General features: G+C 68.3%; 22 protein-coding genes. 10 read left to right on the top strand and 12 right to left on the bottom strand.

Going from position 1 to position 26,259, the window contains the following annotated elements:
• Positions 1-68: 68 nt before the first annotated feature.
• Both MKK67_RS31760 and MKK67_RS31755 read left to right on the top strand, forming a co-directional pair.
• Positions 69-359 carry a hypothetical protein gene (locus tag MKK67_RS31760; RefSeq protein WP_243973083.1) on the top strand — a complete coding sequence of 97 codons (291 nt, stop codon included), beginning with the start codon at positions 69-71 and terminating at the stop codon, positions 357-359.
• Between the two features lie 105 nt (positions 360-464).
• A complete protein-coding gene (locus MKK67_RS31755) occupies positions 465-1,406 on the top strand; it encodes a 2-hydroxyacid dehydrogenase (protein WP_243973081.1) in 942 nt (313 codons plus the stop codon).
• Positions 1,407-1,619: 213 nt separating this feature from the next.
• Here MKK67_RS31755 and MKK67_RS31750 read toward each other — a convergent pair whose 3' ends face one another.
• Positions 1,620-3,599 (bottom strand): acyl CoA:acetate/3-ketoacid CoA transferase, encoded by a 1,980-nt coding sequence (locus MKK67_RS31750; protein ID WP_243973079.1) that lies wholly within the window; start codon positions 3,597-3,599, stop codon positions 1,620-1,622.
• Positions 3,600-3,980: 381 nt separating this feature from the next.
• Positions 3,981-5,666 (bottom strand): 2-isopropylmalate synthase, encoded by a 1,686-nt coding sequence (gene leuA / locus MKK67_RS31745; protein ID WP_243973077.1) that lies wholly within the window; start codon positions 5,664-5,666, stop codon positions 3,981-3,983.
• 170 nt (positions 5,667-5,836) lie between these two features.
• On the opposite strand from leuA, the gene MKK67_RS31740 reads away from it, so the two are divergent.
• The 3 genes from MKK67_RS31740 to MKK67_RS31730 all read left to right on the top strand — a co-directional run bounded on the left by MKK67_RS31740 (position 5,837) and on the right by MKK67_RS31730 (position 9,615).
• Positions 5,837-6,613, top strand: coding sequence for an AraC family transcriptional regulator (locus MKK67_RS31740; RefSeq protein ID WP_243973075.1), 777 nt, complete (start codon positions 5,837-5,839; stop codon positions 6,611-6,613).
• Between the two features lie 174 nt (positions 6,614-6,787).
• Positions 6,788-8,749, top strand: a complete 1,962-nt coding sequence (locus tag MKK67_RS31735) for a cytochrome C oxidase Cbb3 (RefSeq protein ID WP_243973073.1) — start codon at positions 6,788-6,790, stop codon at positions 8,747-8,749.
• 20 nt (positions 8,750-8,769) lie between these two features.
• Positions 8,770-9,615, top strand: a complete 846-nt coding sequence (locus MKK67_RS31730; protein ID WP_243973071.1) for an oxidoreductase — start codon at positions 8,770-8,772, stop codon at positions 9,613-9,615.
• 33 nt (positions 9,616-9,648) lie between these two features.
• Here MKK67_RS31730 and MKK67_RS31725 read toward each other — a convergent pair whose 3' ends face one another.
• Positions 9,649-10,884, bottom strand: a complete 1,236-nt coding sequence (locus MKK67_RS31725) for an MFS transporter (protein ID WP_243973069.1) — start codon at positions 10,882-10,884, stop codon at positions 9,649-9,651.
• Positions 10,885-10,991: 107 nt separating this feature from the next.
• Between MKK67_RS31725 and MKK67_RS31720 the strand changes: the two genes are divergently transcribed.
• Positions 10,992-11,894 (top strand): LysR family transcriptional regulator, encoded by a 903-nt coding sequence (locus MKK67_RS31720; RefSeq protein ID WP_243973067.1) that lies wholly within the window; start codon positions 10,992-10,994, stop codon positions 11,892-11,894.
• A gap of 143 nt (positions 11,895-12,037) precedes the next feature.
• On the opposite strand, the gene MKK67_RS31715 is transcribed toward MKK67_RS31720, so the two are convergent.
• From MKK67_RS31715 to urtA, 9 genes are all read right to left on the bottom strand, one after another.
• Entirely contained in the window at positions 12,038-12,607 is a 570-nt protein-coding gene (locus tag MKK67_RS31715) for a ClpP family protease (RefSeq protein WP_243973065.1), read from the bottom strand.
• 15 nt (positions 12,608-12,622) lie between these two features.
• Entirely contained in the window at positions 12,623-13,678 is a 1,056-nt protein-coding gene (locus tag MKK67_RS31710; protein WP_243973063.1) for an aliphatic amidase, read from the bottom strand.
• 253 nt (positions 13,679-13,931) lie between these two features.
• Positions 13,932-14,249 carry an FmdB family zinc ribbon protein gene (locus MKK67_RS31705; RefSeq protein WP_243973061.1) on the bottom strand — a complete coding sequence of 106 codons (318 nt, stop codon included), beginning with the start codon at positions 14,247-14,249 and terminating at the stop codon, positions 13,932-13,934.
• Positions 14,250-14,366: 117 nt separating this feature from the next.
• On the bottom strand, positions 14,367-15,596 hold the full coding sequence (fmdA, locus tag MKK67_RS31700) for a formamidase (RefSeq protein WP_243973059.1): 1,230 nt from the start codon (positions 15,594-15,596) through the stop codon (positions 14,367-14,369).
• Positions 15,597-15,760: 164 nt separating this feature from the next.
• Positions 15,761-16,525 carry an urea ABC transporter ATP-binding subunit UrtE gene (gene urtE / locus MKK67_RS31695; protein ID WP_243973058.1) on the bottom strand — a complete coding sequence of 255 codons (765 nt, stop codon included), beginning with the start codon at positions 16,523-16,525 and terminating at the stop codon, positions 15,761-15,763.
• Between the two features lie 2 nt (positions 16,526-16,527).
• Positions 16,528-17,313, bottom strand: coding sequence for an urea ABC transporter ATP-binding protein UrtD (gene urtD, locus MKK67_RS31690; RefSeq protein ID WP_058191210.1), 786 nt, complete (start codon positions 17,311-17,313; stop codon positions 16,528-16,530).
• 7 nt (positions 17,314-17,320) lie between these two features.
• Positions 17,321-18,493, bottom strand: a complete 1,173-nt coding sequence (gene urtC, locus MKK67_RS31685; RefSeq protein WP_243973050.1) for an urea ABC transporter permease subunit UrtC — start codon at positions 18,491-18,493, stop codon at positions 17,321-17,323.
• Positions 18,494-18,503: 10 nt separating this feature from the next.
• On the bottom strand, positions 18,504-19,430 hold the full coding sequence (gene urtB / locus MKK67_RS31680; protein WP_243973049.1) for an urea ABC transporter permease subunit UrtB: 927 nt from the start codon (positions 19,428-19,430) through the stop codon (positions 18,504-18,506).
• 219 nt (positions 19,431-19,649) lie between these two features.
• Positions 19,650-20,918, bottom strand: coding sequence for an urea ABC transporter substrate-binding protein (gene urtA, locus MKK67_RS31675; RefSeq protein ID WP_243973048.1), 1,269 nt, complete (start codon positions 20,916-20,918; stop codon positions 19,650-19,652).
• Positions 20,919-21,172: 254 nt separating this feature from the next.
• Here urtA and MKK67_RS31670 point away from each other — a divergent pair, with 254 nt between their 5' ends.
• The 4 genes from MKK67_RS31670 (at position 21,173) to MKK67_RS31655 (ending at position 26,189) form a co-directional block, all read left to right on the top strand.
• Positions 21,173-24,547, top strand: a complete 3,375-nt coding sequence (locus tag MKK67_RS31670; protein WP_243973046.1) for an ATP-binding protein — start codon at positions 21,173-21,175, stop codon at positions 24,545-24,547.
• The gene (locus MKK67_RS31665) at positions 24,540-25,460 is read left to right on the top strand and encodes a response regulator transcription factor (RefSeq protein WP_243973044.1); all 921 of its coding nucleotides are present in this window, start codon (positions 24,540-24,542) and stop codon (positions 25,458-25,460) included. The genes MKK67_RS31670 and MKK67_RS31665 overlap by 8 nt, the downstream gene beginning before the upstream one ends.
• A 106-nt stretch (positions 25,461-25,566) precedes the next feature.
• Positions 25,567-25,779 carry a hypothetical protein gene (locus MKK67_RS31660; protein ID WP_092041911.1) on the top strand — a complete coding sequence of 71 codons (213 nt, stop codon included), beginning with the start codon at positions 25,567-25,569 and terminating at the stop codon, positions 25,777-25,779.
• 44 nt (positions 25,780-25,823) lie between these two features.
• The gene (locus MKK67_RS31655) at positions 25,824-26,189 is read left to right on the top strand and encodes a DUF6894 family protein (protein ID WP_243973042.1); all 366 of its coding nucleotides are present in this window, start codon (positions 25,824-25,826) and stop codon (positions 26,187-26,189) included.
• The last annotated feature ends 70 nt before the right edge of the window (positions 26,190-26,259 follow it).

The raw sequence follows: 26,259 nt of genomic DNA, 5'->3' as shown, positions 1-26,259 counted from the left end.
TCGATTCGGTTCGATCCCGTCTTCACCCGTGACAGGCAGAACTCGCGTGTCCACGCGGGTTCCCTGACATGTCCACGCCACCCCCTCGTTCCCGGCCGCTGCGCCGGTCCCGGTACGGCCTCCTCGCCGTCATGACTCTGGCCGGGCTCGCCACCGTCCCCACCGAGGGCGCGGACCGGCATCTGGAACGCCCGAAGCCGCCGGTCCCGATGGCGAGCGCCGAGCGCTGGCGCCTGCGGCCCACCGAGGTGGCGGTGCCGGTCACCACCGGCAGCCTGCGCAAGCGCGCCGAGACCGTGATCCCCGAGGGGCGGCGCAACGTCCGCTTCGTCTACCCGGCACTCGTCGAGGCGCGCTGACTTGGCAGCCGACTTGGCAGCTGACTTGGCGAACCCGCCTCGGCCAGGCACAGCGCCTGCATCGCCCCGAGCGGGCGTAGCCTGAGACGCGTACGGAGTTCGAGGATGGCGGAGGTTGTCGCACTGGTCGGGTGCAAGAGCCCGGCGCAGGAGGCGGAGTATCTGCAGATCCTGTCGGCCGCGATGCCCGGGGAGCGGCTGGTTCCGTTCCGCCGGATGACGGATGCGGAGTGCGCGGGTGCGCAGGTCGCCATCGTGGCGAACCCGGATCCCGCCGAGGTCGCCGCCCTGCCGGGCCTCGTCTGGGTGCAGAGCCTGTGGGCCGGCGTGGAAAAGCTCGTCGGCGCCTTCGACCGGCCGCTGCCGATCGTCCGCCTGGTCGACTGGGAGATGGCCCGCGCCATGGCCGAGGCGGTGCTGGCCTGGACCACCTACCTCCAGCGCGACATGCCGGCCTATGCCCGCCAGCAGCGCGAGCGGGTCTGGCAGCCGCATCCCTACCGCAAGCCTGCCGACACGATGGTCGGCCTGCTCGGCCTCGGCGCGCTCGGCACGGCGGCGGCCGAGCGGCTGACCGGGGCCGGGTTCTCCGTCACCGGCTGGAGCCGGACGCCCAAGACCATCGCGGGCATCGAAACGCTCCATGGCGCGGACGGTCTCGCGCCGATGCTCGGGCGCTGCGACATCCTCGTCTGCCTGGTGCCCCTGACGCCGGAGACGCGCGGCCTCGTGAATGCCGAGCGGCTGGCAGCGCTCAAGCCCGGGGCATCGCTGATCAACTTCGCCCGCGGGCCGATCGTGGTGACCGAGGACCTGATCGCGGCGCTCGATGCCGGCCACTTGGCGCATGCGGTGCTCGATGTGTTCGATGTCGAGCCGCTTCCGGCCGAGTCTCCGCTCTGGACCCATTCGGGCGTGACCGTGCTGCCGCACATCTCCGGCCCGACCGACATGGACTCCGCAGCCGCCACGGTGGCGGCCAACCTGCGGGAGTACCGCAGCACCGGGCAGCCGCCGCGGGGCGTCGATGCCGGGCGGGGGTATTAGGGTCTGTCTGGGGGCGGGCATCCACCCCTCGACCTCATCCTGAGGAGCTTGCGCGCAGCGCAAGCCTCGAAGGAGCGCTCCAGCCAGCCGCGCGATCCCTGGAGGCCTCCTTCGAGGCCTCCGCTGCGCTCCGTCGCCTCAGGATGAGGGGGTTAGATTGGAAGAAGGGGGATCTGACAGAGGCTTCGATAGAGATGCGATCGTATCGGAGCCCTATGCCGCCGAGGCGACGGCCGGGGAGATCCGCTTGCGCGCCTTCTTGTCGGTGCTGCCCAGGAAGGCCTGGGCCTCCTCCTTGCGCTCGAACACGTGGGGGGCGACGCCGCGCTTGGTCAGCGCCTCCTCCATCTTCAGGCGCAGGAACGCGCTCGTGACGTAGCGGGTCGTGGTCGCGTAGTAGTTCGCCTGGAGATACTGGATCATCCCGGCATAGTCGTCGATCAGGTTCTCGTTGAGCCGGAAGCCGTCGTGGTTGATCACGGCGTTGACCCGCTGGCCGGCCTTTCGGCAGGCCTCGACGATGGTCATGCGCAGCTCGTCCATGTCGCTCTTCACCCGGCAATACCAGCCTTCGAGGTTGATGAAGAGGATGTTGCGCTCGCCGTCGTAGCTGATGCGCGAGGCCAGATCGAGGTTGAGCAGGTCGGAGAGCAGCTCCATCGGCTCGTCGCGGAAGATGCGCGGGTCCATCGGCACGGGATTGCGCACCACCGGCTTGAAATCCATGTGGGCGAGGATGTCGCGCTCGATGTCGATGCCCGGCGCCACCTCGACCAGCTCCAGGCCGTCGGCGGTCAGCTGGAACACGCAGCGCTCGGTCACGTAGAGGACCGGTTGGGCCCGCTCGACCGCGTAGGGGCCCGAGAAGGTGTTCTGCTGGACCTGTGTCACGAACTTGCGGGACCGGCCCTCGCTCACGATCCGCACGACGCCGTCATCGACGGCGATCTCCAGCCCGCCCGCCGTGAAGGTTCCGGCGAACACCACCGTGCGGGCGTTCTGCGAGATGTTGATGAAGCCGCCGCAGCCGTTGAGCTTGCCGCCGAACTTCGAGGTGTTGACGTTGCCGGCTTCGTCGCACTCGGCCATGCCCAGGCAGGTCATGTCGAGGCCGCCGCCGTCGTAGAAGTCGAACATCTGGTTCTGGTCGATGATACAGTCGGCGTTGGTGGCCGCGCCGAAGCTGGACCCTGAGGCCAGCACCCCGCCGACCGCGCCAGCCTCGGTGGTCAGCGTGATGTAGGGGGTGATCTTCTCCTCGTTGGCGACCGAGGAGATGCCCTCCGGGGCGCCGACCCCGAGATTGACCACGCCGTTCGGCGGCAGCTCGAAGGCGGCCCGACGGGCGATGATCTTGCGTTCGTTGAGCGGCATCCGCTTGATGCCGGTGACGGGGACGCGGATCTCGCCGGCCAGCGCGGCGTCGTGCATGACGCCGTAATTCATGCGGTGCATCTCGGGCTCGGCGACCACGACGCAATCGACCAGGATGCCGGGGACGCGCACGTCCTTGGGCAGCAGGTAGCCGTCCTCGACGATGCGCTCGACCTGCGCGATGACGATGCCGCCGTTGTTGCGGGCCGCCATGGCCTGGGCGAGGCAATCCAGCGTCAGCGCCTCCTTCTCGTAGGAGAGGTTGCCCGATGGGTCGGCCGAGGTGGCGCGGATGAAGGCCACGTCGATCTTGGTGGCGGTGTAGAACAGCCACTCCTCGCCATCGACCTCGACCAGCTTGACGATGTCCTCGGTGGTCAGCGTGTTGACCTTGGCGCCGCCGTGGCGCGGATCGACATAGGTCTGCAGCCCGACCTTCGAGAACAGGCCGGGCTGGCCGGCGGCGCAGGCCCGGTAGAGTTGCGAGATCACCCCCTGGGGCAGGTTGTAGCCGCGGATCAGGTTGTTCTGCGCGGCCTGGGCCACCTTGGGCATCCGGCCGAAATTGGCGGCGATGACCCGCGAGAGCAGGCCGTCATGATGCAGGCGGCCGGTGCCCAGCCCTTTGCTGTCGCCCGCGCCCGCGGTCATGATCAGGGTCAGACCCCGGGGCGATCCGGTTTCGACGAAACGCTTCTCCAGGGCGGCGTGCAAAGCCTCCGGGATGCAGCTCTGGACGAAGCCCGTGGTGGTCACGACGTCGTTCACGCGGATCAGCGCGATCGCCTCGTCCGCCGTGATGACCTTGTTCTTCCGCATGAAGCCCACGATCCTCCCTCCGGCCCGGATGTCCGGCCGGCCTCGGCGCCGGCCGTCTCCGAGTCTGTTACGGGCCGGCGGTGCGGAGCCCGCAGGGTTCCGGCGCACGGTCGACCAAATTTCTGACCGTCAGCACTGTTGCGCCGCATCAAAGATTTGCGGCATTGCAGTACAGGCAAGTCCGTTACATCATGCTAACGCATAATGACCCGGACGTGCTGCTGAAAAAGTCTTTGGCGCAAGGTCAGAAAAATTGTGCGGCCCCCGCGCATGCGAGGGCCAACCGCGTGAGGTCTTCGCCTCGCTCCGTCGATTCAGGACAAGGGCCGAGGTTGGGGTGATCGGCAGCCTCCGCCGACGCCGCGCGAGGGCGGCCCGGCCTTACCGGCCGAGCGATGCGGCTGCACTCGCCGCGCTCAGCACGGCCTTCACGGTCGCGGTCGCCACGTCGCTGTCGATCCCGACGCCGAATATCGGGCTGCCGTCGGCGAGGCTGCATTCGAGATAGGCCGCCGCCTGCGCATCCGAACCGCGCCGGAGCGCATGCTCCGAATAATCCACCACCGCGAGGGCGATGCCGAACGCGTCGGCCAGGGCAGCGAGCAGGGCCGAGATCAGGCCATTGCCGCGCCCCGACACCGATACTTCCTGCCCGCGATGGCGGATCCGGCCCGTGAAGATCCGCTCGGAACCCGCCTGTCGGCGCAGGCCGCCCCCGTCATCGACCAGCGCGAAAATCTCCGTGTCGTCGACGTGATAGGCGTGCCTGAAGGCGCCCGCGATGTCGGTGGCCGATAGTTCCCGGCTGGTCCGGTCGGCCAGGACCTGCACGCGCCGGCTCAGGTCGACCTGCAGGGCACGGGGCAGCTTCAACCCCAGATCCTGCTCGATCACCCAGGCGACGCCGCCCTTGCCGGACTGGCTGTTGACCCGGATCACCGCCTCGTAGCTCTCGCCGAGATCCGCGGGGTCGATCGGCAGGTAGGGCATCTCCCAGAGGCCGTCGTTCCGCTGCGCATGGGCGGCAAAACCCTTCCGGATCGCATCCTGGTGCGAGCCCGAGAAGGCGGTGTGGACCAGCTCGCCCGCATAGGGGTGGCGCGGATGCACCGGCAGGCCGTTGCAATAGGTGACGGTGCTCACGACCTCGCGGATCGCCGGGAAGGACAGCTTCGGATCGATGCCCTGCGTGTACAGGTTCAACGCCAGCGTCACGAGGTCGACATTGCCGGTGCGCTCGCCGTTGCCGAACAGGCAGCCCTCGACCCGGTCCGCGCCGGCCAGCAGCGCCTGCTCGGCCGAGGCCACGGCGGTGCCGCGGTCGTTGTGCGGATGCACGCTGATGATCACGGCGTCCCGCCGGGAGATGTGGCGGCAGAACCACTCGAGCTGGTCCGCATAGACATTCGGTATCGCCACCTCGACCGTCGTCGGCAGGTTGAGGATCGCCGGCCGCTCCGGCGTCGGCTGCCAGACATCGAGCACGCGCTCGCAGATCTCGAGGGCGAAATCCGGCTCGGTGAAGCAGAAGGTCTCCGGCGAGTACTCGAAGGTCCAGCGCGTGCCGGGCCGCTTCAGGCTCTCCTCCAGCATCGCGGTCACGCCGGATACGGCGAGGGCGACGATCTCGTGCCGCTCCATGCCGAACACGACCCGCCGAAACAGCGGCGCCGTCGCGTTGTAGAGATGCACGATGGCCTGGCGGGCACCGTCCAGCGACGCGAAGGTGCGGGCGATCAGGTCGGTCCGCGCCTGCGTCAGAACCTGGATCGACACGTCCTCGGGAATGCGATCGTCCTCGATCAGCATCCGGACGAAATCGAAGTCGGTCTGCGAGGCCGAAGGAAAGGCGACCTCGATCTCCTTGAAGCCGATGCCGAGCAGCATGTCGTAGAAGCGCAGCTTGCGGGCGACATCCATCGGGTCGGCGAGCGCCTGGTTGCCGTCGCGCAGATCCGTGGACAGCCAACGCGGCGCGGTCGCGAGGCGCTTCGACGGCCAGGTGCGATCCGACAGGTCGATCGGGGAGACGAACGGGCGGTATTTGGTGGCGGGGTTGGTCAGCATGATGGGATCGGCCGTGGGATCGATGGCTCGGGAATGCGGCCCGGAAGGCGCTGGCTGCCGGTCGGCCGCGATGTGCGGCGACGGTCCCGATGCGGAGATCCAGCCCTAGGTCAGGCGGCGGTGATATTCTCGCGTGCGAGGATCAAGCTTCGTCGCGAAAGGCTCAGACGGTGATCGACGGCATTCGGGTCACGGACGAGATTGCGGTCATCCGACATGACGGCGACCGCTTCGCCAGCCCACTGCATCGCCACGCGCGGGCACAACTCCTCTACGCGATGGCTGGCGTGATCTCTGTCACGACCGACAGCGGGACCTGGGTGGTGCCGCCGAGCCGGGCAGTCTGGCTTCCGCCGGACACGAACCATGTCACCGCCAGCCATGCCGGGATCCGCTTCCGCTCGCTCCTGATCGACGCGACCGGCTTCGACGGAGTCCCGGATCGCTGCAGGGTTGTCGAGGTCACGCCGCTCCTGCGCGAGCTGATCCTCAAGCTTGCCGCCCTCACCGAGACGCGAGGGGACCGGGTGGTCGCCGAGGCCGTGATCCGCCTGCTCATGCTGGAGTTGGCGTTCCTGCCGGTGCAGCCGCTCGACCTGCCGGCTCCGAAGCATGCCGGCCTGGCGTCGCTGTGCGATCGGATCTGCCGGGATCCCGCCCGCGCGCATCCCATCGCGGCGGCCGCCTCCGAGCTCGCCATGAGCCGGGCGACGTTCATGCGGCTGTTCCAGCGCGAGACCGGTCTCGGCTTCGGCCGGTGGCGCCAGCAGGCTCGGATGCTCCACGCCTTGCCGCTGCTGGCGGAGGGCCGGGCCATCCTCGATGTCGCGCTGGATTGCGGCTACGACAGTCCGAGCGCCTTCGCGGCCGTGTTCCGACGCTCCTTCGGGCGCCCGCCGAGCGGGTATTTCCGGCCGCTGCCTGCGGAAAGCGTCGACCGGGGCTGATCGCGACATTGCGGATCAGGCCGACGGACCGTTCAGACGCCGCCCCCGCTGGCGAGAACGTGACACCCGGGTGCGCCCGCCGGGGTGAACCTCGGCCAGGGACATCCGTTGATCGCCGGCCGCCGCTCCCCGCATGCCCGCCGGGTGGCGGCCCGAGGAGATCGAAGACGATCCATGGGTTGGCCCCGCCGCATCCTCATCGTCGCCGGCCTCGCGACCGTCGCGGCCGGTGCAACAATCGGCCTCGGCCGGTTCAGCTACGCGCCGATGCCGGACCGCGCGGACCTGCTCAACCCGGACCGCTATCCGATCCAGACCGCGTTCGATGTCCTCGGGCGCCGGGTCTCGCACGCGGAGGCTGACCGCCTGAACGGCACCGAAGCGGGCCGTAAGGAACTCTCGGCCAACAACGGTGCCGTGGCGATCGATCCCGCCATGGTCGAGCGCGGGCGGCAGGCCTTCTACCAGGAGACGTTCGGCAACGAGGTCTTCCTCACCGACGTGATGGGCATGCTCGACGGCGGCCTGACGCCCACCCAGGTGGCCCTGGCGGTGGCCAAGCTCGGCGGGCAGGGCACCACCAACCTCCAGGTCGCCATGGCCCAGGACGTGCGCGTCGGCGATCGGACCTACCGCAAGGGCGAGCTGGTCCCGACCGGTCTCGACGTGCCGAAGGGCGGCGCCTTCATCATCGGGATCAAGACTTTTTCCGACCGGGGCCATCTGCGGATGGGCATCACCTGCGCCCTGTGCCACGCCGCGGTCGATCCGGGTACCGGCAAGGTCGTGGAGGGGGCGCCCAACACCGATCTCAATGCCGGGCTGCTGATGGCGCTGGCCAAGAACTCCTCTGCCTATTTCATGCATGCCAGCGTGCCGGAGGCCGATGCCAAGCCCCCAGCCGACCCCCAGCACACCGGCTCCACCGGGACCGGGACCGCCCTTCCGGACGCAGAGGCCGTGGAGGCCGCCACCAAGGTCCAGGTGGCGAGCTGGCCGCCGGGCAGCTTCGATTCCTCGGCCGACCGGGTGACCAATCCGACTTCGATCCCGTCGAGCTTTTCCGCCTACGGCGAGCCCTATAGCTGGAGCGGGCGCGAAGCGGTCGGACCGTTCGCCGGCCTGTCTTCGCTCAACAACAATGTCCACGCCGCCAATTCCGACACGACCCAGCTCGCCGCCGCCGCACCCTGGCTGTTCGGGATGGATGCGGAGGCCTATCTCGGCATCGTCCTGCGTGGCGCGGCCACCGAGTCCTTTCGGTACAAGCCCGGCGAGGCGCGCCGGCCGTCGGAGGTGCTGCGCAGCGTAGACCCGACGCCGGCCTCGCCCGGGCTCAACAGCTACGCGGTCCTGCCGACCTATCCGGCGACCAACTACGTCACCGACAACGGCCTGTTCACCTCGGTGCCCGGGGAGCCGGTCAACCACGCCAACAACGCCATGTCGGCGTTCCAGAACCTGCTCCACCCGCCGGCCGCCAAGCAGGGTCCCGCCGCCGTGCAGGCCGGGCGCGCGGTGTTCGAGAAGGCCGGCTGCGGCGCCTGCCATGCCGGCCCGGCGCTGACCAACCACCGGATCATCCCGGCGGCGGAGATCGGCACCGAGCCAACCCGAGCCAGGGCCGGTGCCAAGATGGAGGCGCGCCTTTCGCCCCCGAGCCTCTTCGCCACTGACACGCGGTTCCCGCTGTCGGCCGATCCGGTGATCGTCCCAGTGCCGCTGGCGGGCGACAAGCTCGCTCAGGTCCAGCTCGCCTGGGGGCAGGGCGAGACCGAAGGTGGCTACAAGGTGCCGAACCTCGTCGGGCTGGCCTGGACCGCGCCCTACCTGCACGATTCGGGAATCGCGGTCGGCCCCGATCCGGCGATGCAACTCGGCGTTCCGGGCACGCTCTATCGCGGCATCGCCCCCGATCCGGCGAACAGCCTTCGCAGCCTGATCGACCGGGACCTGCGGGCAAAGGTGATCGCTGCGAACAAAGCCTCGGATACGGCACGGATCGCGCGCGTTACCGGCGAAGGCCACGTCTACTGGGCGGATGCCGGCACCGGCGTGTCGCGCCAGGACCAGGATGCGCTGATTGCCTACCTGCTGTCGATCGATACGCTGACCGAGCCGGCGGCGACGCCCTGATCATCACGGAACGACGCACCATGCCCAATACCCAACCGGTCTGGTTCATCACCGGCTGCTCAACCGGCTTCGGCCGGGAGCTCGCCAGGCTTGTCATCGCCCGCGGCTGGCGCGCGGTGGTGACCGCCCGCGACCGGGCCAAGGTCGCCGACCTGGCGGAGAGCGCCGCCGACCGAGTCCTGGCGCTCTCGCTGGACGTCACCGACGCGAGCCAGATCGCCCAGGCGGTGAGCGAAACAGCAAAGACATTCGGGCGGATCGACGCGCTGGTGAACAATGCCGGCTACGGCTACCAGGCCTCGATCGAGGAGGGCGAGGACGACAAGATCCGCGCCCAGTTCGACGCCAACGTGTTCGGTCTGTTCGCCCTGACGCGCGCCGTGCTGCCGGTGATGCGGGCGCAGCGCTCCGGCCATGTCCTCAACGTCACCTCGGTGGCCGGCTTCGTCGGCTTCCCGGGCTCCGGCTACTACGCGGCGACCAAGCACGCCGTGGAAGGCTTTTCCGACGCGCTCGCCGCCGAGGCCGGGCCGCTGGGCATCAAGGTCACCTGCATCGAGCCGGGCCCGTTCCGCACCGACTGGGCCGGCCGCTCCCTGATCCAGACCCCGAGCACGATTCCCGACTATGCCGAAACCGCGGGCGCCCGGCTCAAGGCCACGTCCGAGAAGAGCGGCACCCAGGCCGGCGATCCGGTCCGCGCCGGCGAGGCGATGATCCGGGTGACCGAGATCGACAACCCGCCCCGCCATCTCGTGCTCGGCGCCTGGGGCTACGAGGCCGTCACGAGCCGGCTAAAGCAACGCCTCGCCGAGATCGAGGCGTGGCGCGAGACGAGCCTGGAGGCGGATTACCCGGAGGGGTAAGCAGCGGTTCGACGACCTCCGTTCGTCGTCGCGTCAGGCAGACGGATGAAGGTCGCTAAGCGACAGCACGAGAGCGGCGGCGCCGAACAGGGCGCCGACCGCGCAAACGCCGGCCCATCCAGCCTGGACCCATGCCAGGCCCGAAAGGCCCGATCCTACAGCGACACCGAGGAAGAACAGGCCCGTGAACAGCCCGTTCAGGCGACCGCGGGCTTCGGGCCGCAGCATGTTGATCGCCCGCCGGCCGAGCGTCTGATCGCCGACGACGCCGAGATCGAGGACAATGGCCGCGACCACCATCATGCCGAGGGCGAGCGAGGCCGGTCGCGTGCCTGCCTCCTCAGCCCCACCGCAGGCTGCCAGCGCCATGGCGCCGAGAATGCCGAGATGGGCCAGGATCGTGCCGGGTCGTGTCTGGCCCCGGTCTCCGGCGCGGCCGGCGATGGGCGCCACGACGGCGCCGGCCGCGCCCGCCAGGGCGAAGACGGCGATGCCGGTTTGGCTCAGTCCGAACGGCGGCTCGGCCAGACGCAGCGCCACGGAGGTCCAGAACACGCCGAACGCGCCCATGCACAGACCCTGGGAGGCGGCGCGGCGCCGAAGCACGGGCTCCTGTTTCAGCAAGGCGAACAGGGAGGCGATGAGGCGCGGATAGGAGGCTGTCTGTGAATGACGCCGTTCGGGCACGACCCGGGCGAGGACGATCGTCAGCAGAGCGACGAGCCCGGCCAGGATGCCGTAGAACCAGCGCCAGCCGGCATATTCGGCGACGAGGCTTGCGGCCGGGCGTGACAGCAGGATCCCCAGCATCAGGCCGCTCATGACGTTCCCGACCACGCGTCCGCGCTCGGATACCGGCGCAAGGGCGGCCGCCGTCGGCACCAGCATCTGGATCGCGCTCGCCGTCAGGCCGACAAGGAACGACGCCACGAGGAAGAGCGGCGCCGACGGTGCCGCGGCGGCAACGGCCAGGGCGATCACCCCCGCGCTGAGCGTCCGCGTGATCAGCGCGCGGTTCTCGACCAGATCCGTCAAAGGCACGACGAGAAGCAGCCCGCTTGCATAACCGAGCGACGTGATGGTCGTGACGAGCCCCGCCTCGGTCACCCCGAGGCCAAGGGACGGGCCGATGACGCCCGCGAGCGGCTGCGACGCGTACAGGCTGAGGACGATCACGCCGGCCGCGACAGCGAACATCAGGGTCAATCCGCGCGACACCTGCGCGGGTTCAGGAGCGGCGATCGCGTCGGCAGGCACGGATGTCGTCATGGCGGATGTCCAAATCCTGTTGTGGCGGCAGGTCCGGAACGCTAATTCTCTACGCGCGGTGAGACAATTGTCCCATTTCGCGAGAGTTTGTTGCTCAGATCGTGAGAATGATGGTGAGCCTGGAGCGCTACCGAGCCTTCATCGAGATCATCGATCGGGGCAGCCTGACCGCCGCCGCCCGTCATCTCGACGTCTCGCTGCAATCGATCAGCCGGTCCCTGTCGACGCTGGAGCGCGAGTTCGGGGTCGAACTGATCCGGCGCACGACGCGTCGGCTCCAGCCGACCCCCGCCGGTCTCGCCTTCCACGCCCGGGTGAAGGCCGCGCTGACCGAGATCGAACTGGCCCGTGCGGAGATCGGGCGCGAGAGCGCCCGGGTTGCTGGTACGTTGCGGATCGGCGCTTCGGTCCTGTTCGCACCGAAGCACGTCGTCCCGGCTGCCGCGGCGTTCCTGGCGCGCCATCCGCAGGTCGAAATCGAACTCGTCCTATCGGACGGGATCGCCGACCTCGTCGAGGACAGGCTCGATCTGGCGATCCGGATCGGCGATCCCGGTCCGCCGCACCTGAAGATGCGTCCCTTAGGGCAACTGCGAAGGGGCGTGGTCGCGTCTCCAGCTTATCTCGCCCGTCGCGGGCTGCCGCAAACGCCCGAAGACCTGGCCGAGCATGATTGCGTGGTGCGCACCTTCGGACCGGAAGGCGATGCTTGGCCGCTGACGATCGACGGCACGGTCGCGCGCATTCCGGTGCGTGGCGTCTTCCGCTGCAACGACGCCGCATCCGCGAACGCGGCCGTGGTCGCGGGCGCGGGCCTCGGCCTGGCTCCCCTCTGGCAGATCCAGGAGGATCTCGATCAGGGCTGTTTGAAGGTCGTCCTGTCGGCGTTCGAGCCGCCGCCGGTTCCGGTCCAGGCCGTCTGGCCCGGAGCCGCGGGCACGCCGGTCAGGACGCGGCTGTTCGTGGAAACCCTCGCCCTCCGGCTCGGGTCCGAAGGGGCGCGACTTTGAGCCCGCGCCGTCATCGCGAGCGCAGCGAAGCGACCCAGGGCAGCGCACGATCTTCGAACCCGGCGTGTCGCTGGGTCGCTTCGCTGCGCTCGCGATGACGGGGAGGCCGAGAAAGCTACGGGCCTAACCCTCGCTCACGGCTCTCAGATCACCGCCTCTATCAGCCCCCGCCGCTTCGCTTCCTCCGCCTCCAGATACCAATTGGCCGGCGCCTTCTCCAAAACCTCGTCCAGCGTCACGTCCGAGCCCTGGATCAGGTTCGAGAACCCCTCGTTCTGGATCACGATCGAACACTCGATCTCGTGGAGCGTCGCCGTCACGGCGGCGATGCAGGTGGTGAGCGGCCCCTGGACCTGGAGCTGCTTGTTCATCTTGCGCTCGTGGATCATCAGCCGCGTGCCTCGGGTCAGGTAGCGGTTCGGCCGGGCGAAGAAGCTCATGAAGGTGGTGCCGGCCGAGTAGATCGCGGCCTTACCGAGGAAGACGAACCGGCGGTCCGGGCTCATCTCGCTGTGGTAGCGGATGTCCTCCCCCATCATCCGGGCGACCTCCGGGTCGCCGCCCAGGGTCGAGAGCTCGATCACGACGAGGTCGCGCTCGCCGGCCGCGCCGAACTGGCGGCGGAAATCCTTGTACATGTCGTAGTCGACCGGGCCCGACAGCAGCACAGCGGGGCTGCGGAATGCGGTCGGGCCGAGGGGTGTGGTGTCCATGGGGTTCCTGTAATCTCAGCGGACCGGGTCTGGCGCGCCCTGGCCCTTGCCGACGAACGGGATGCCCTCGATCGGGCATTCCTCGGTGCCAACGCTCTGGCGGGTAATGGCCCGAACGGCGTCGCGGGTTCCGTCGGGATCCTCGATCCAGCGGCGGTAGAACTCGTAGGGGCATTCCGACATCCCATGTCGGTTCTCCTTCGAGTTGATCATGCCGGTATAGCCGCGGTGCAGCAGCTTGAAGAGGTGGTTCTCGGACTGGCCGTGGGCGCGAAAATCCCGGATCAGGAATTTTGAGAGGGCGGCGTACTGGATGCCCATCTCCTCCTCGCCGCACTCACCGAGGGTGCGGCCGTCGAAGCCGATGATCGCGGAATGGCCGAAATAGGTGTAGACGCCGTCGAACCCGGCAGCGTTCGAGACCGCCACGTAGACGTTGTTGGCGAACGCCATCGCCTTCGAGATGACGATCTGCTGTTCTTTCGCCGGGTACATGTAGCCCTGGCACCGGATGATCAACTCGGCCCCGCGCATGGCGCAGTCGCGCCAGATCTCCGGGTAATTGCCGTCGTCGCAGATGATCAGGCTGATCTTCAGCCCCTTCGGCCCGTCCGAGACGTAGGTGCGGTCGCCCGGATACCAGCCCTCGATCGGCGTCCAGGGCATGATCTTGCGGTACTTCTGCACGATCTCGCCCTGGTCGTTCATCAGGATCAGGGTGTTGTAGGGGGCCTTGTTCGGGTGCTCCTCGTGGCGCTCGCCGGTCAGCGAGAACACGCCCCAGACCTTGGCCTCCCGGCAGGCCGCGGCGAACACCTCGGTCTCCGCGCCCGGCACCGAGGCGGCGGTCTCGTACATCTCGGCGGCATCGTACATGATGCCGTGGGTCGAGTATTCGGGAAAGATCACCAGGTCGAGACCGGGCAGGCCGGTCTTCATCCCGATGATCATCTTGCCGATCGCCTTGGCGTTCTCCAGCACCTCCGCGCGGGTATGGAGGCGCGGCATCTTGTAATTGACGACGGCGACGCCGACGCTGTCCTGGCTGGACGAGATGTCTCCGTGCATCATGGCGAGGATTCCTCCTGCTATTTGACTCTTAAGGCACCGGCTCCCCCCATCGCGGGGGTTCCGTGTCCGAACATCGAGCTGTGAAGGCTGCGACGCGCCCCCTCTCCCGTGCGGGAGAGGGTTGGGGTGAGGGATCAGCTTTGTCCGGGGAAGTCGCACCCCTCACCCTGTCCCTCTCCCGCACGGGAGAGGGGACCCGCGCCGCGTTCGTGAGCGTGCGAGTCCGTAAGCCCGCGGCGGGGGAAGGGCTGGTTCAGTGGCTGATCATCCAGGGCCGCGCGCTCGGAAAACTCTTGGCCGCTGCGGGGGCCGAGGCCGTCTTCTTCGGTCCGCAGCAGCCGCAGCCTGCCCCGTGGCCTGAAGAACGCCGCGGCGCGTGGCGGCTCCGCTCGTTGGTTGCGTGGGCGGCCTTGAGCCCCGCATCCATGCCCGAGATCCGCGGCGCGGTGAGGAAGGCCCGCTGGCAGGCTTCCCCGCAATCCGGGCAAGCGTGCGGATCCTTGAACTCCGCCATCGGCCGCATGGCGGTGAACGGCCCGCAGGCCTGGCAGGCGTAATCGTAGACGGGCATTTCGAGGCTCCCGGCGAAATCAGAGACGCAGACACTATCGGAAAGGCGCGGGTCCCCTCTTCCGCACGGGAGAGGGGGCAGGTCGCGTCCACTGAGGCCCCCGGGACGACCGGACCGTCAAAGATCCGGCGAGAGCGGCATCTGGACCGAGCCGTCCAAAAACTTGGTCGGCCCATCGGCGCCGGGATTGATGTCGAACTCGAAGATCTTGGTCGGAATCCAAAGGGTCGCGCAGGCATTCGGGATGTCGACCACCCCGGAGATGTGGCCCTGGACCGGCGCCGTGCCGAGGATCGAGTAGGCCTGGGCGCCCGAATAGCCGAATTTCTTGAGGTATTCGATCGCGTTCAGGCAGGCCTGCCGATAGGCGATGTGAACATCCAAATAATGCTGGCCGCCGTGCTCATCGACGGAGATGCCCTCGAAGATCAGGTGGTCGTCGTATTTCGGGGTGATCGGCGACGGCTTGAAGATCGGGTTCTTGATCCCGTACTTGGCCATGCCGTCCTTGATCAGCTCGACCTTGAGATGGACCCAGCCGGCCATCTCGATGGCGCCGCAGAAGGTGATCTCGCCGTCGCCCTGGCTGAAATGCAGGTCGCCCATGGAGAGCCCGGCGCCGGGGACGTAGACCGGGAAGTAGATCTTCGAGCCGCGCGACAGGTCCTTGATGTCGCAATTGCCGCCGTGCTCCCGGGGCGGGACGGTGCGGGCGCCGGTGGCGGCGGCTGCGTCCTTCGCCTCGCCCTTGAGGCGGCCCATATGGGCGGTCGGGCCAAAGGGCAGGGTGGCGAGCGCCGGTACGCGCTCGGGATTGGTGTCGTAGAGCGCCTTCTCGCGGGTGTTCCAGGTCTCCAGCATCTTCGGATCGGGCAGGCAGCCGATCAGGCCGGGGTGGATCAGGCCGGGAAAGCGCACGCCCGGCACGTGGCGGGATTTCGTGAACAGGCCCTCGAAATCCCAGATCGACTTCTGAGCCTGGGGGAAGTGCTCGTCGAGGAAGCCGCCGCCGTTCTTCTTGGAAAAGAAGCCGTTGAAGCCCCACTGGCTCTCGGGCTTGGCGCCGATGTCGAGCAGATCGACCACCAGCAGGTCGCCCGGCTCGGCGCCCTCGACGCCGATCGGGCCCGAGAGGAAGTGGACGATCGACAGGTCGATGTCGCGCACGTCGTCGGCGGAATCGTTGTTCTTGATGAAGCCGCCGGTCCAGTCGTAGGTCTCGACGATGAAATCGGCGCCCGGCTTCACGGTGGCGACCATCGGGATGTCCGGGTGCCAGCGGTTGTGCACCATCTCGTTGTCGTAGGCCGATTGCGTGAGATCGACCTTGATCAGCGTCTCGGGCATTTTTTATCACTCCCTGCTGCGATCGTAGTTGCCGGGTCCCTGGGGCGGCCGTCTTTGCGAGCGAAGCGAAGCAACCCAGCAGCGCCACGCTCGGACATGTCCCGCCGCCCTGGGTCGCCTCGCTGCGCTCGCGATGACGACCCTCGGACGATCTTTTGCGTCCGCTAGACCGACAGGAAGCGGGCGACCTGCGCTTCGTCGATGCCGGCGCGGGGCGCTTCGTGGACGATGGCGCCATTTTCCAGGACGATCACCCGGTCGGCGACGTCGAGGGCGAAGCTCAGGACCTGCTCGGACACCACGATCGACAGGCCGCGGTCGTCGCGGATCTTCTTCAGGGTCCGACCCATCTCGCGGATGATCGAGGGCTGGATGCCCTCCGTGGGCTCGTCCAGCAGCAGCACCTTCGGCCGGCTGGCGAGCGCCCGGGCAATGGCGAGCTGCTGCTGCTGGCCGCCGGACAGGTTGCCGCCGCGCCTTCCCTTCATCTCCAGCAGCACCGGGAACATGTCGTACAGGTCCTGCGGCACCTTGCGGGCGCCGGTGACCGTCAGGCCGGTCTCGATATTCTCCTGGACCGTCATGGTGGAAAAGATCATCCGGCCTTGCGGCACGTAGGCGAGGCCCTTGGCGACCCGGGCGTGGCTCTTGAGCCCCGCGACCTCCTCGCCCTCGACCCGGATCGTCCCGGATTTGACGGGCACGAGGCCCATCAGGGTCTTCATCAGGGTGGTCTTGCCCATGCCGTTGCGGCCCATCACGGCGACGATCTCGCCGGGCGCCACCGAGAAGCTGAGCCCGTGCAGGACCTCGCTCTGGCCGTAGGCGGCGTGGAGGTCGTGGACGGCCAGCGCCGGGTCCAGATCGGGGATCGCGGCGCGGGGGGGCGCCTGGACGAGCGGCGGGTGCGCGGTCTGGAGCGACGCCATGGTCAATGTCCCAAATACACTTCGATGACCTTCGGGTCGTTCTTGACCCGCTCCATCGAGCCTTCGGAGAGCACCTTGCCCTGGTGGAGCACGGTGACCCGGTGGGCGATGTCCTCGACGAACTTCATGTCGTGCTCGATCACCAGCACCGAGCGGCCCTTGATGATCTGGTTGAGCAACTCGGCGGTCTTGATCCGCTCGCCGACGCTCATCCCGGCCACCGGCTCGTCGAGCATCAGCAGTTCCGGGTCCTGGATCAGCAGCATGCCGATCTCGAGCCACTGCTTCTGGCCGTGGCTCAGGAACTCGGCCCGCTCCTTGAGCTGGTCCTTCAAAAAAATCGTCTGGGCGATCTCGTGGATCCGGTCGCGGACCTCGGCGTCCCGCTTGAAGGTGAGGGCGCCGAACACCGAGCGCCCGCGGGGGAACGAGATCTCCAGGTTCTCGAACACCGTGAGGTCGTCGTAGATCGACGGCGTCTGGAACTTGCGGCCGACCCCGGCCTGCACGATCGCGCTCTCGGAGAGCTTGGTCAGCTCCTGGCCCTTGTACTTGATCGAGCCGGTGCTGGCCTTGGTGCGCCCGCAGATCAGGTCGAGCACCGTGGTCTTGCCGGCGCCGTTCGGGCCGATGATGACCCGGATCTCGTCCGGGTCGACGTAGAACGACACGTCGTTGACCGCCTTGAAGCCGTCGAACGAGACGGTCAGCGCCTCGACGGCGAGGAGGTAATCCGCCGGCGCCGCTTCGGCGCCGACCACGGGGGAGGAGAGGAGCGCGGCGTTCATGATGTCCTCACTCGGCCGGAGCGCCGTGGGGCGGGGCGATGGCGGGCGGCGGCGCCCGCAGCCCCTTCACCCGGCGGGTCAGGCGGGGCTCGATCTGCTCGCGCCAGATGCCGGCGAGACCGTTCGGGAAGGCGAGCACCACGGCGATGAACAGGGCGCCGAGGCCGAACAGCCAGAGATCCGGAAAGCTCTCGGAGAAGCTGGTCTTGGCCCAGTTCACCAGCAGCGTGCCCCAGAACGCGCCGAACAGGGACAGGCGCCCGCCGACCGCGGCGTAGATCACCATCTCGATCGAGGGCACGATCCCCACGAAGGACGGCGACATGAACCCGACCTGGAGGGTGAACATCGCCCCGCCGATCGCCGCGAAGCCGGCCGCCAGGCAGAAGGCGAAGACCTTGAAGCCGGCCACCGAGTAGCCCGAGAACCGGACCCGGTCCTCCTTGTCGCGCATGGCGACCAGGATGCGACCGAGCTTCGACTTCTTCACGTATTGCGCCGCCAGGATGCAGGCGATGAGCAGGCCGCCGTTGACGAAGTACAGGATCACCTTGGCGTGGTCGGTGCGGATGTCCCAGCCATGGAGGGTGCGCAGATCGGTGATGCCGTTGATGCCGCCGGTGTAGCCCTGCTGGCCGACGATCAGGATCGTCAGGATCGCGGCGATCGCCTGGGTGATGATCGCGAAATAGGTGCCGCCGACCCGGCGCTTGAACATCGCGTAGGAGATGATGAAGGCAAACAGGACCGGGACCGCCACCACCAGGATCAGGGTCAGCGGCAGGCTCTTGAACGGCAGCCAGAACCACGGCACTTCGGTGATCTGGTTCCAGTCCATGAAGTCGGGGATGCCCGGGGTCGACTGGATTTTCGTGTTGGCGACGCTCGAAGCTTCGAGCTTCAAGTACATCGCCATGCAGTACCCGCCCAAGCCGAAGAACACGCCCTGGCCGAGGGACAGGATGCCGGCATAGCCCCAGCAGATCACCAGCCCGAGCGCCACGAAGGCGTAGGTCAGGTACTTGCCGACGAGGTTGAGGCGGAACCCGTCGAGCGCCAGCGGCAGGACCACCAGGATCACCCCGGCGAGCAGAGCGAAGCTCAGCCACTCCACCGGCTTCATGAACGGGTTGTCGTTGACGGTGACCGACTTGGTCAGGGTCTGGACCGGATTCGTCATCGGGAAATCCTCAGCGCCGGACCTTGAGGGTGAAGAGGCCCTGCGGCCGCAACATCAGGATGCCGACCACCGCGAGCAGGGTGATCACCTTGGCCATCGAGCCGGAGAGGAAGAACTCCAGCGTCGATTGCGTCTGCGAGATCGAGAAGGCCGACGCGATGGTGCCCAAGAGGCTCGCGGCGCCGCCGAACACGACGATCAGGAAGGTGTCGACGATGTAGAGCTGGCCCGAAGTCGGCCCGGTGGAGCCGATCATCGTGAAGGCCGAGCCGGCGACGCCCGCGATGCCGCAGCCGAGGCCGAACGTGTAGCGGTCGACCTTCTCGGTATCGATGCCGACGGCGCCGGCCATGGCGCGGTTGGCCATCACGGCCCGGACCTGCTGGCCGAAGCGCGAGCGGTAGATCAGCAGCGCTACGCTCACCGTGATCAGGATGGTGATGGCCATCACGAACAGGCCGTTGACCGGGATCTCGATCGTGTCGGTGACCTGCACCGAGCCGATCAGCCAGGACGGCAGCTCGACGCCGACTTCGCGGGCGCCGAAGATCGAGCGGTAGGCCTGCTGCAGGATCAACGACAGGCCCCAGGTGGCGAGCAGGGTGTCGAGGGGGCGCTTGTACAGGAACCGGATCAGGCTCCACTCCACCAGCATGCCGAGCGCGGCGGAGGCCAGGAACGCCAGCCCCATCGCGACGAAGAAGTAGACCGGGAACAGCGCCGGCAGGTAGCTCTGGCAGAAGGCCGAGCAGAGATAGGTGACGTAGGCGCCGAGGATCATGAACTCCCCGTGGGCCATGTTGATCACGCCCATCTGGCCGAAGATGATCGCCAGCCCCAGCGCCATCAGCAGATAGACCGAGAACAGGATCAGGCCGGCAAAGCCCTGCATGGCGAAGATCGCGCCGAGGTCGCCGAGGGAATACTCGCCCAACATTGTTTCGTGTCTCCGATCCGACATGCGTCTCGCCGCCGGCGAGCGCCCGTGATCCCATCCAGCCACCTCATCCTGAGGTGCCGCAGCGCAGCGGAGGCCTCGAAGGAGGGCTCCAGAAGTCTCGATGGTCTCTGGAGGGCTCCTGAGGTGCAGGGCGATCGAGGATCGCCCTGCACCTCAGGATGAGGGTGCGTCTTGGAGGTGCCTGACCGGCGGCGACTACTGGTAGCCCTTCGGGAACGGATCCGGCTTGATCAGTTCCGGGCTGGTGTAGACGATCTCGAACTGGCCGTCGGGCTTGGCCTTGCCGACCCGGGTCTTCGACCAGAGGTGATGGTTCTCGTCGATCCGGACGTAGCCTTCCGGCGCGCCCTTGAACTCCAGGCCCGGCGATGCGGCGACCACCTTGTCGACGTCGAACGAGCCGGCCTTCTCGCAGGCCATCTTCCACAGGAACGGGCCGAGATAGGCCGCTTGCGTCACGTCGCCGATGACCGTCTTCTCGCCCCACATTTTCTTGAAGGCGGTGACGAACGCCTTGTTGTTCTCGTTGTCGATCGACTGGAAATACTTCATGCAAGCATAGGCGCCGGCGATGTTCTCGCCGCCGATGCCGTCGATCTCGTCCTCGGTGACCGAGATCGTCATCAGCACCTGCTTGGACAGGTCGATGCCGGCCGCCTTGAGCTGCTTGTAGAACGCCACGTTGGAGCCGCCGACCACGTCGGTGAAGATCACCTTCGGCTTAGTCAGCTTGATCTTGTTGATCACCGAGTTGAACTGGGTGTGTCCGAGCGGGAAGTATTCCTCGCCGACCACCTTGCCCTTGAGCACGTTCTCGACGTGCTTGCGGGCGATCTTGTTCGAGGTGCGCGGCCAGATGTAGTCCGAGCCGATGAAGTAGAAGCTGTCGCCGCCCTTCTCCTTGTGGACCCAGTCGAGCCCGGCGAGGATCTGCTGCGTTGCCTCCTGGCCGGTGTAGAACACGTTCTTGGACTGCTCCAGGCCCTCGTAGAAGGTCGGGTAGTACAGGAGGCCGTTATACTGCTCGAACACCGGCAGCACTGCCTTGCGCGAGGCCGAGGTCCAGCAGCCCATCACGGCGGCGCAATGGTCGTTGACCAGGAGCTTCTTGGCCTTCTCGGCGAAGGTCGGCCAGTCGGAGGCGCCGTCCTCCTGGATGATCTTGATCTTGCGGCCGAGCACGCCGCCGGCCTCGTTGATCTGCGCGATGGCGAGTTTTTCCGCCTCCTGGGCGCCGGTCTCGGAGATCGACATCGTGCCGGTGACCGAGTGCAGGATGCCGACCGTCACCTCGGTGTCGGTCACGGCGAGCCCGGTGGTGTTCACCGCGGAGGTCGGCGCGGCGGCCCAGGCGCTGCGGGGCATCAGGGCGAGGGCCGGTGCGCCGGCCAGTCCCATGAGCAGCCTGCGCCGCAGCGGGGAGTGCAAGCCGTTCTTCGCGCCGGTCTCGGTGTCGTCAGCCATCGTGCCTGCCTTAATCCGCGTCCGGGCCTTGAGAAGCGGCTCGGATCGACCAGTCCAGGCTAGGTCTTCGGTTGCACTGCGGCCTATACGATGTTTTGCGTATGGCCGTTCTCTTGCATCGAGCGCACCATCGCGGCGCAGAAGTCTGAGGGATCGTTGGGAGCGAAGGCGGGGAGCGTGGGCGGCGCCCGGGCGCTGGATTTTTTCCGCGCGCGCGCGCGCGAACGCGGCTCCATGTGCCGGACCGGGCACCGATGAGCGGTCCCCAGCGCATCATCCCGATCCGCCGGGACTACAACCGCTTCGTCGCCGACGAGACGCTGGAGGATTACGCCCTCCGCTTCACCGCCAAGAAGGCGCGGCGCTGGTCCGGCTTCCAGGTGGCGCAGACGGCTTTGGGCTCGGTCTCGTTCCTGGCGCTCGAGGCGATCGGCGGGACCCTGGCGCTGACGGCGGGCTTCCCCAACACGCTGGCCGCCGTGCTGGTGGTCGGCCTGATCATCTTCGCCACCGCGGCGCCGATCACCGTCTACGCGGCGCGCTACGGGCTCGACATGGACCTGCTGACCCGGGGCGCCGGGTTCGGCTATCTCGGCTCCACGGTCACGTCGCTGATCTACGCGAGCTTCACCTTCCTGTTCTTCGCCATCGAGGCGGCGATCATGGCCCTGGCGCTGCAGCTCTGCTTCGGGCTGCCGCTGGGCGTCGGCTACCTCCTCTGCGCCGCCGCGGTGATTCCCCTGGTGGTCTACGGCATCCGGCTGATCAGTCGCTTCCAGATCTGGACGCAGCCGCTCTGGATCGGATTGAGTTTGCTGCCGCTCGCCTTCGTGGCGGCGCAAGGCCCGGAGCCCCTCCACGCACTCGCGGATTTCCCGGGACTCGACGGCGGCGGAGCGGCCTTCGACATCGGCCGGTTCGGGCTCGCCACCGGGGTGCTGCTGGCCCTGCTGGCCCAGGTCGGCGAGCAGGTCGACTTCTTGCGATTCGTGCCCGAGCCTGTCGGCCCGCGCGACTGGCGCTGGTGGCTGGCGGTGCTGTCGGGCGGTGCCGGCTGGATCGTGCCCGGCATGCTCAAGATCCTGCTCGGCGCCGGTCTCGCGGTCCTGGCGCTCGGGCACGGCGTCCCGCCCGAGCACGCCGCCGAGCCGACCCGGATGTACGCGGTGGCGTTCGGCTACGTCACCGGGGAGGGCGGCCGTGCGGCCCTATTGCTCACCGGGCTGTTCGTCCTGGTCTCGCAGCTCAAGATCAACCTGACCAACGCCTATGCCGGCTCGATCGCGTGGTCGAATTTTTTCTCCCGGCTGACCCATAGCCATCCGGGGCGGGTGGTCTGGCTGGTGTTCAACGTGGCGATCGCGGTGCTCCTGATGGAGCTCGGCATCGACAAGACCATCGAGAGCACGCTGCCGCTCTACGCCTCCGTGGTCTCGGCCTGGGTGGGAGCGCTGGCCGCCGACCTCGCGGTGAACAAGCCGCTCGGCCTCTCGCCCCCGGGTATCGAGTTCAAGCGCGCCCATCTCTACGCGATCAACCCGGTGGGGACCGGCGCCATGGTGCTGGCGCTCGCCGTCGGCGGCCTCGCCTATGCGGGGCTCCTCGGCCACGCACTCCAGCCCTTCGCGCCGCTCCTGACCCTGGCGACCGCCTTCAGCGCGGCGCCGGTGATCGCCTGGGCCACCGACGGCCGCTGGTACCTCGCCCGGAATCCGAAGCGCGACTGGGGGGCGGGCGAGATCACCTGCCGGGTCTGCGAATTGCCGTTCGAGGGCGAGGACATGGCCCATTGCCCGGCCTACGACGCCCCGATCTGCTCCCTGTGCTGCTCCCTCGACGCCCGCTGCGGCGACCTGTGCAAGCCGCACGGCCGGCTGGAGGCCCAGGCGCAGCAGGCGCTCGGCCGGATCCTGCCCGGCCGCACCGCCGCCTGGATCGGCGCGCCGCTCGGCCGCTATCTGGCGGTCATGCTGACGCTCTGCGCGGTGATCGGCCTGATCCTGGGGATCGTCCATGCCGGCGCGACCATCGCGCATCCCGAGCATCGCGACGTCCTGCGCTCGGCGCTCACCAGCGTGTTCTTCATCCTGGTTGTGATCCTCGGCGTGGTGGCGTGGCTGTTCGTGCTCGCCCAGGAGAGCCGGCGCGTCGCCCAGTCCGAGACCATGCGCCAGACCGCCCTCTACGAGGCCGAGATCGCGGCCCACAAGCTCACCGACGCCAAGCTGCAGGAGGCCAAGGAGCGGGCCGAGGCCGCCAACCTCGCCAAGAGCCGCTACGTCGTCGGCATCAGCCACGAGTTGCGCACGCCGCTCTCGACCGTGCTCGGCTACGCCCAGCTCCTCGAATCCGATCCCGCGATCCCGGCCCCGCGCCTCAACGGCATCCGGGTGATAAGGCGCAGCGCCCAGCACCTCTCCGGGCTGATCGACGGCCTGCTCGACATCTCGCGCATGGAGGCCGGCCGCCTCGAGATCCACCGAGACGAGGTCCGGCTCACCGAGTTCCTCGACCAGCTGGTCGATATGGTCCGGCTCCAGGCCCGGGAGGCGGGCCTCGAATTCCGGTTCTCGCGGCCGGAGATCCTGCCGGCGGTGGTCGCCACCGACGAGAAGCGCCTGCGCCAAGTGCTGCTCAACCTCCTGTCCAACGCGATCAAGTTCACGCCGTCCGGCACCGTCTCGCTGGATCTGAGCTACCGCAGCCAGATCGCGGTGTTCACGATCCGCGACACCGGCCCGGGCATCCCGGAGGCGGATCTGGCCCGGATTTTCCAGCCGTTCGAGCGGGGCTCGACCCCGGCCGCTCGCAGCACCCCGGGGACGGGGCTCGGGCTCACCATCGCCGACCTGCTGTCGCAGCTCCTGGGCGGCGAGATCACCGTGGCGGCAGCGCCCGGCGGCGGTACGCAGGCCCGGCTGCGCCTGATGCTGGCCTCCGTGGCCCAGCCCGCTCCGATCGTGCTGCCGGCCCCGGCCTCTGCGCCGGAGCGGGCCTATGCCGGCGCCCGCCGCACGGTCCTGGTGGCCGACGACGACACCGCCCACCGCGCCCTGATGCGGGCGATCCTGGAACCGCACGGGATTCTTGTGATCGAGGCGGGCTCGGGACCGGAATGCCTGGCGGCCGTGGCCAGGGGCGGGATCGACCTGATCCTGCTCGACATCGCCATGCCGGGCATGAGCGGCTGGGCCGCCGCCGCGACGCTCCGGGCCGAGGGGCATACCGGGCCGATCGCCATGATGTCGGCCAACGTCCACGAGATCAGCCCCGTGCGCGGCGACGACGCCCCCCACGACGCGATCTTCGCAAAACCCTTCGACCTGCGCGACGTGCTGGAGCGGATCGGCAAGCTGCTCCACCTCGAATGGACCGACGCGGCGACGCCGGCTTTGCGCGAGCCCGCCCCGGCGCTCGCCGAGATCGGCCATCCCGGATCCGCCCATGTCGGCGAGTTGCTGCGCCTCGGCCGGATCGGCCATATCCGGGCCATCGAGGCCAAGCTCGCTCAGATGGAGGGCGACGCGACGGTCCCGCCCGCCTTCGTGGCCCAGATGCGCGGCCTCGTGGAGGGCTACGACCTGCGCCGCTACCTCTCGGTCCTGCAAGGACTCGCCCGCCATGGCTGAGGCGCCGACGAACCAGCCGAGCCGCGACATCGTCCTGGTGGTGGACGATTCGCCCGACACGCTGAGCTTCCTCACCGAGGCGATCGAGCGCTCCGGCGCCACCGTGCTGGTGGCGGTGGGCGGCGACCTCGCCCTGGCGCTGGTCGACGAGATCACCCCGGACGTGATCCTGCTCGACGCGATGATGCCGGGCATGGACGGGTTCGAGACCTGCCGGCGGCTCAAGGCCAAGCCGCAGCTCGCCGGCGTGCCGGTGATCTTCATGACCGGCTTGAGCGAGACCGAGCATATCGTGAAGGGTCTGAGCGCCGGCGGGATCGACTACGTCACCAAGCCGATCGCTCCCGACGAGATCCTGGCCCGGATCCGCGTGCACCTCGCCAGCGCCCGGGCCGCGCAGAGCGCCCGGGCCGCCCTCGACACCGCCGGGCGCACCCTGTTCGCGGTCTCGGAGGCGGGCGCGGTGCTGTGGGCGACCCCGCAGGCCGGGCGGCTGCTCGCCGGGCTTGGCGCCGACCCGTCCGGCACCCTCGAACTGCCCGCCCGCGCCCGGGACTGGCTGCGCGGCTGCCTCACCGGCGCATCTTCCAACGCCCTGACGCTCACCGGCCCCGACGGCACGGCTTACGCGCTCAGCTTCATCGGCCGCACCCCGGACGAGATCCTGCTGCGCCTGTCGCGCGAGGAGGCCTCCGGCGGCATCGAGCGGCTGCGGGCCCGGCTTCCCGTCACCGGCCGCGAGGCCGAGGTCCTGCTCTGGCTGTCCCGGGGGAAATCGAGCCGCGACATCGGCGAGATTTTAGGCCTCAGCCACCGCACCGTGACCAAGCACCTGGAGGGCATCTACGCCAAGCTCGGTGTGGAGAATCGCACCGCCGCATCGATCATCGCGGCCCGCCACCTGCAGGACTGAAACGCTCTCTGGCTTGTCCACAGGCATCGCGGCACTGCGAAACCCGTTGGTAAGCGGCGTCCCACCACGGTCCCGGCACAGACGCACCAATTCGGGAACGGACGCGATGATGAGCAGCCACCAGCTCGCCGACGAACTGAGGCGGGTCGCCACCACGCAGGTCAGCGACATCACCCGGGCGGTGAAGGAAGGCCAGAAGTCGATCGCGCTCAACGAGGTCCGGGACATGGCCCGCCGGCTCAGCCTCTTGGCGGACGCCTTCGATCCGAAATCGGCGGTCGAGAAGGCCGAGCCCCAGGACGGCGCCCAGGCCGCCTGACGATTGCTGACTGACGATCGCCGCCCGATCCGGAGAGCGCCCCCATGGTCCGCGCCTATTTCTACATCCGCCTCGACGGCGCCTACCTCGCCGCGCCGACGGCCCAGGACATCACGGACATGGATGCCGCCCGGACGGCGGCCCGGACCATCGTCCGCGGCTTGATGCGCCAGCACGGCGGCGACCCCCGGCTGCTCGACGCCGCCCTGGTGATCGCCGACGAGGCCGGCACGACGCTACTGGAGATGTCGTTCCTCGAAGCCCTGTACCTGCCGGTCGAGCCGGTGAACGACCCGAATCGCCGCCGGCCGATCCCGCGGGAATTCGGCGCCGTGCGGACATCCCGGATGCTGCTCAGCGCCGCCATGGCGCCGATCCGGCGGTTCGCCGCCACGCGGGCGATGCGCTGATCGAGATAAGAACTGGCTCTGCCGAATGGTGCCGGTTTCACGCTGCCCCTTTCCCGGGCGCATGGAGCAA

The organism is Methylobacterium sp. J-072 (assembly GCF_022829425.1).
GTDB lineage: Bacteria > Pseudomonadota > Alphaproteobacteria > Rhizobiales > Beijerinckiaceae > Methylobacterium.
Note: the sequence above shows the minus strand (reverse complement) of the source record. Positions and strands in the feature narration are given on the sequence as shown.

Excerpts from the sequence above, each read along its gene's own strand:
- MKK67_RS31760 (WP_243973083.1), top strand. The coding sequence starts at position 69 with ATGTCCACGCCACCCCCTCGTTCCCGGCCGCTGCGCCGGTCCCGGTAC.
- MKK67_RS31755 (WP_243973081.1), top strand. The coding sequence starts at position 465 with ATGGCGGAGGTTGTCGCACTGGTCGGGTGCAAGAGCCCGGCGCAGGAG.
- MKK67_RS31750 (WP_243973079.1), bottom strand. The coding sequence starts at position 3,599 with ATGCGGAAGAACAAGGTCATCACGGCGGACGAGGCGATCGCGCTGATC.
- leuA (WP_243973077.1), bottom strand. The coding sequence starts at position 5,666 with ATGCTGACCAACCCCGCCACCAAATACCGCCCGTTCGTCTCCCCGATC.
- MKK67_RS31735 (WP_243973073.1), top strand. The coding sequence starts at position 6,788 with ATGGGTTGGCCCCGCCGCATCCTCATCGTCGCCGGCCTCGCGACCGTC.
- MKK67_RS31730 (WP_243973071.1), top strand. The coding sequence starts at position 8,770 with ATGCCCAATACCCAACCGGTCTGGTTCATCACCGGCTGCTCAACCGGC.
- MKK67_RS31725 (WP_243973069.1), bottom strand. The coding sequence starts at position 10,884 with ATGACGACATCCGTGCCTGCCGACGCGATCGCCGCTCCTGAACCCGCG.
- MKK67_RS31720 (WP_243973067.1), top strand. The coding sequence starts at position 10,992 with ATGATGGTGAGCCTGGAGCGCTACCGAGCCTTCATCGAGATCATCGAT.
- MKK67_RS31715 (WP_243973065.1), bottom strand. The coding sequence starts at position 12,607 with ATGGACACCACACCCCTCGGCCCGACCGCATTCCGCAGCCCCGCTGTG.
- MKK67_RS31710 (WP_243973063.1), bottom strand. The coding sequence starts at position 13,678 with ATGATGCACGGAGACATCTCGTCCAGCCAGGACAGCGTCGGCGTCGCC.
- MKK67_RS31705 (WP_243973061.1), bottom strand. The coding sequence starts at position 14,249 with ATGCCCGTCTACGATTACGCCTGCCAGGCCTGCGGGCCGTTCACCGCC.
- fmdA (WP_243973059.1), bottom strand. The coding sequence starts at position 15,596 with ATGCCCGAGACGCTGATCAAGGTCGATCTCACGCAATCGGCCTACGAC.
- urtE (WP_243973058.1), bottom strand. The coding sequence starts at position 16,525 with ATGGCGTCGCTCCAGACCGCGCACCCGCCGCTCGTCCAGGCGCCCCCC.
- urtD (WP_058191210.1), bottom strand. The coding sequence starts at position 17,313 with ATGAACGCCGCGCTCCTCTCCTCCCCCGTGGTCGGCGCCGAAGCGGCG.
- urtC (WP_243973050.1), bottom strand. The coding sequence starts at position 18,493 with ATGACGAATCCGGTCCAGACCCTGACCAAGTCGGTCACCGTCAACGAC.
- urtB (WP_243973049.1), bottom strand. The coding sequence starts at position 19,430 with ATGTTGGGCGAGTATTCCCTCGGCGACCTCGGCGCGATCTTCGCCATG.
- urtA (WP_243973048.1), bottom strand. The coding sequence starts at position 20,918 with ATGGCTGACGACACCGAGACCGGCGCGAAGAACGGCTTGCACTCCCCG.
- MKK67_RS31670 (WP_243973046.1), top strand. The coding sequence starts at position 21,173 with ATGAGCGGTCCCCAGCGCATCATCCCGATCCGCCGGGACTACAACCGC.
- MKK67_RS31665 (WP_243973044.1), top strand. The coding sequence starts at position 24,540 with ATGGCTGAGGCGCCGACGAACCAGCCGAGCCGCGACATCGTCCTGGTG.
- MKK67_RS31660 (WP_092041911.1), top strand. The coding sequence starts at position 25,567 with ATGATGAGCAGCCACCAGCTCGCCGACGAACTGAGGCGGGTCGCCACC.
- MKK67_RS31655 (WP_243973042.1), top strand. The coding sequence starts at position 25,824 with ATGGTCCGCGCCTATTTCTACATCCGCCTCGACGGCGCCTACCTCGCC.